This is a genomic window from Micromonospora sp. RTP1Z1 (genome assembly GCF_033804685.1).
Lineage (GTDB): Bacteria > Actinomycetota > Actinomycetes > Mycobacteriales > Micromonosporaceae > Micromonospora.
In genome coordinates this window covers 1-3,688 of record NZ_JAPFQV010000118.1, presented here as the reverse complement: position 1 = coordinate 3,688, position 3,688 = coordinate 1, and the positions used below count along the sequence as shown (strand labels likewise).

The 3,688-nt window shown below is 73.2% G+C and carries 4 protein-coding genes and 2 pseudogenes; 5 read left to right on the top strand and 1 reads right to left on the bottom strand.

Annotation, left to right across the window (positions count from 1 at the left end; all coding sequences use genetic code 11):
- The 3 genes and pseudogenes from SLP03_RS31220 to SLP03_RS31210 all read left to right on the top strand — a co-directional run.
- Positions 1-679 (top strand): annotated as a pseudogene (locus SLP03_RS31220) (hypothetical protein); the annotation flags it as partial.
- Positions 680-783: 104 nt separating this feature from the next.
- Positions 784-960: a hypothetical protein gene (locus SLP03_RS31215; RefSeq protein WP_319464230.1), complete on the top strand. Its 177-nt coding sequence runs from the start codon at positions 784-786 to the stop codon at positions 958-960.
- A 73-nt stretch (positions 961-1,033) separates the two neighbouring features.
- Positions 1,034-1,405: a hypothetical protein gene (locus SLP03_RS31210; RefSeq protein ID WP_319464229.1), complete on the top strand. Its 372-nt coding sequence runs from the start codon at positions 1,034-1,036 to the stop codon at positions 1,403-1,405.
- Positions 1,406-1,566: 161 nt separating this feature from the next.
- Here SLP03_RS31210 and SLP03_RS31810 read toward each other — a convergent pair.
- Positions 1,567-1,833: pseudogene (locus SLP03_RS31810) on the bottom strand (cellulose 1,4-beta-cellobiosidase); the annotation flags it as partial.
- Between the two features lie 614 nt (positions 1,834-2,447).
- On the opposite strand from SLP03_RS31810, the gene SLP03_RS31205 reads away from it, so the two are divergent.
- Both SLP03_RS31205 and SLP03_RS31200 read left to right on the top strand, forming a co-directional pair.
- A complete protein-coding gene (locus tag SLP03_RS31205; RefSeq protein ID WP_319464228.1) occupies positions 2,448-2,897 on the top strand; it encodes a hypothetical protein in 450 nt (149 codons plus the stop codon).
- Positions 2,884-3,639 (top strand): class F sortase, encoded by a 756-nt coding sequence (locus SLP03_RS31200; RefSeq protein ID WP_319464227.1) that lies wholly within the window; start codon positions 2,884-2,886, stop codon positions 3,637-3,639. The genes SLP03_RS31205 and SLP03_RS31200 overlap by 14 nt, the downstream gene beginning before the upstream one ends.
- Positions 3,640-3,688: the final 49 nt, after the last annotated feature.

Below are 3,688 nucleotides of genomic sequence, written 5' to 3'. Positions count from 1 at the left end.
GTTCCACGCGACGGCGCCGCTGCCCACCGCCCTCGGCGCGACCACCGTCGGTGACGCGGTGGCCGCCTCGGCGATGGCCAGCGGCCGACCGGAGGACGAGCGGGACCCGCGCGGCGAGGACACCGCCCAGCCCGGCGACGGCGCCCCGGGGCGGACCGACGCGTTCGACGACGAACGGGCCGACCCGACGGCCGGCGACCGGCTGCACGACCCCGACCAGTGGGCGGCCGAGCACCCGAGCGACCGGGACGACGACGCGGCGGCCGGCGCGGCCGGCTACGGCAGCGCCGAGCCGACGATGGTCGACCCGGATGCCAGCGCCGCGGCGGCCGGGGCCGGGGTGGCCGGCGCAGCCGCCGGCGCGGGCCTGGCCGGGGCGGCCCGGCCGACCCCGGGCGCGGTGCCGGCGGACGCCGCCACGCTCTTCGAGCCGGAGACCGCCCAGGGCTTCCGGGACCGCTGGCGGGACGTCCAGCTCCGCTTCGTGGACGACCCGCGGGCCGCGGTCGGCGAGGCGCAGTCGCTGGTCGAGGAGGCGATCGAGGCCCTCTCCGCCGCGCTGCGCGCACAGAGGACCACGCTGGGCGGCTGGCAGGACGCCGGCTCGGCCGACACGGAGCAGCTCCGGGTCGCCGTCCGCGGTTACCGGGACTTCCTGGACCGCGTCCTCGGTCGTTGACCGACACGTGGAGCCCCGGCCGAACCGGCCGGGGCTCCACCGTGTCGCGCTTCGGCTCTTCGACACCCCGCCGGGTAATCGGTGGACTTTTCGTCCCGTACGGGGTGATCGTCGGTTTGGTCGGGTTCTTCGAATCCCAGGCCGAGATCGACAAGGCCCAGGGGGTGCGGATCAACCTCTGGGCCGGGGCGGTGATGCTCGTCTTCGGCCTGCTGATGCTCCTCTGGCAGTGCTTGCGCCCGGTCGAGCCGCCGACCGCCGAGGAGGCCCTGGAGGTCTGACCTTCCCGGCATGGCCCGCCCCGCGCGGGGTACGCGAGACGAGGGAACGCGTCTGGGGACAGGAGGGCAGCACATGACCGATCGGGACCGACCGCTGGAGGAGAGCCCCGAGGTGGCCGCCGCGGTGGACGACGAGAGCACCGTGCCGCAGTTGGCCGGCGGGGGCGGCCCGGACCGGGACACCCCGGTCTTCGCCGAGCCGGGCGGGGGACCGTCCGGCGCCACCGAGGACCTGCTCGGCGACCCGTACGCGGCGGGCACCGGCGCCACCGGGACCGGCACCGGCGCGGGTGGGGACAACATCCGCACCGGCGCCGAGCAGCCGTGGGAGCCGGAGGACCTGGTGATGGCTCGAGGCCAGGATCTCACCCCGGAGAACCTGGAGCGGGCCCGCCGGGACCTGGCCGAGCTGGGTCGGGCCGCGGTGGAGAAGACCGTCCCCTGACCCGGCCGCCCGGGTCCGGGCGGGTGGACACGGCGGGGGCCCCTGGCCCGACCGGTGCACGGTCGGACCAGGGGCCCGGGGGAACCTACCGCGGCGGTGCCTAACTCCCGCCGCGGCGGGCTGCCGGTTACTCAGGAGCTGCCGAAGCCGACCGAGACGAGGGCCAGCGCCTTGGCCAAGTGGTCGCGCAGCCCATCGAGCCGTTGGAGCTGCTGTCAGGCGTGCCGTCGATGGCGGCGATCCGGCTGCTGCCGCCCTCGGCGTCCGCCTTGGCCTTCCACTCCGGATTCACATACCCCTTCACCCCGGCTGGCCAGTGAGCCGCTCCACGTTGCGTGACCGGAAGGGTCACCAGCCCGCCCGCGACCAGGACGCTCGGACCGGTCAGTGCGATCGCCCGGTTTCGGCCCGGACAGCCTTCTCCACACTCATGCCACTGATCTCCTTGGGCGGGACCGGATCCGCGTACGGCCCGGCGGAATGGCCCGTCGGACGTCCGGTGCGGACGGCCGTCGGCGCCACGGGTTTCTGCGGGGGGTGCCGCCCGACCCGGACGGGCGTGGTGGTGGTGACGCGACCGGCGTGGGAACGGCCGGTCGGCTGGTCCGATGTCGCCCAGTGAACCGGGCACCCTCGACACCTGGTCGCGATGTGGCTCCCCGAACCCGAGCAGCGTTTCTTGCATGGGAGCGCTTCCATGACAGCGGTCTGATGCCCTGATCGCCGTAACCGTAAGGGGCGAACCACCTTGCGGGGACGCGGCGGCGCAGCAGGGCCGGATCGCCGCAGGTCGACCGAGCGGGACAGGGCCCGGCGGATGGGGAACCTCCGCACCCAGTGAGGGTGCAGCCGCCCGGGCGGCACGGAAGGCCGCGCTGTGCCCCTAACCCCAGCACAAGCCGCTTAGCACTCCTATGCCCCGTATCGCCAGCAAACTCTAGAACGCGAATCTTTCCCCGGATAGGTCGCGAAACGGTCTAACGTCGGTCGTAGCTCGACTCTCGTCGGGCTCAGGACAAACAGGGATGGAGTGACGCAGGTCATGGGAAAGAAGATGCTCGGGAAGGTCGTTGCCGGTGCCGCTCTCGGCGGCGCGTCCCTGCTGCTGTTCTCGCCCGGGGCGGCGTACGCGGCCGGACACGCGTACACGGGCAACGTCGTCGCCAAGCCGCAGGTCAGTCTTCTTGAGTTCTGCCCTGGGGACCACGGGGACTGGGACCACAAGGACTTCGACCGCAAGGACTGGGACCGCAAGGACGAGGACCGCAAGGACCAGGACCGCAAGGACCAGGACCGCAAGGACCAGGACCGCAAGGACCAGGACCGCAACGACCACTGCATGCCACGGGGGCACGTCGACGGGGGTGACGGTGGCATGGCCACCACCAGCCTCGACCGCGGCATGGCCGCCAGTGGGGTGAGCGTGATCGGCGCCGCCGCCCTGGGTGGCATGTTCCTGCTGCGTCGGCGTCGTGCCAATGAGCTCGGCTGACACGACGGCGACACCGGCCGGCGGCCGTCACGGGACACCGTGGCGCGCCGCCGGCGCGGCCGTCGTCGTCCTCCTCGCCATGGCGGGCGCCGGCATGATCGGGGCGTCCTTCCGGACCGTGCCCCCGCCTCGCCCGCCCCAGCCGCTGGCCCAGGCCGGGCACGCCGACCTGACCACGACCGCCCCCGACACCGTCGGCGGCAGCGCCACTGAGGCCGCCGACCAGGCGTCCGCCGCCGACGAGGCCACGGGCACTCCGGACCAGGACACCGCCCCCGCCGGCCTGGCCCGGTCGAACCCGACGACCATCTCGATTCCCCGGATCGGGGTGAACGCCGACATCATGACGCTCGGCACCAACCCGGATGGCACCGTCCAGGTGCCCCCGCTGGACCAGGCCCAGCGGGCCGGCTGGTACTCCCCCGGACCTAGCCCCGGCGAGGTCGGCAACGCGGTCATCGTCGGCCACGTCGACTCGGCCAAGCTCGGGCCGGCTGTGTTCTTCAACCTCGGCTCGCTCAAGCCGGGGGACACCATCACCGTCGCCCGGGAGGACGGCTCGAACCCCACCTTCACCGTCGACGAGGTCAAGTCCTACCCGAAGACGTCATTCCCGACGGAGTTGGTCTACGGCCCCAGCGACAAGCCGAGTCTGCGGGTGGTGACCTGCGGTGGAGATTTCGACCAGAATGCCCATAGCTACCTGAACAACATCGTCGTCTTGGCGACCATGACGCAGTGACGCGGACGCCCCGGCGCGGTCCGGCAGGTCGGTGACCGACCTGCCGGAC

Coding starts and splice junctions, on each gene's coding strand:
- SLP03_RS31205 (WP_319464228.1), top strand. CDS start 2,448: ATGGGAAAGAAGATGCTCGGGAAGGTCGTTGCCGGTGCCGCTCTCGGC.
- SLP03_RS31210 (WP_319464229.1), top strand. CDS start 1,034: ATGACCGATCGGGACCGACCGCTGGAGGAGAGCCCCGAGGTGGCCGCC.
- SLP03_RS31200 (WP_319464227.1), top strand. CDS start 2,884: ATGAGCTCGGCTGACACGACGGCGACACCGGCCGGCGGCCGTCACGGG.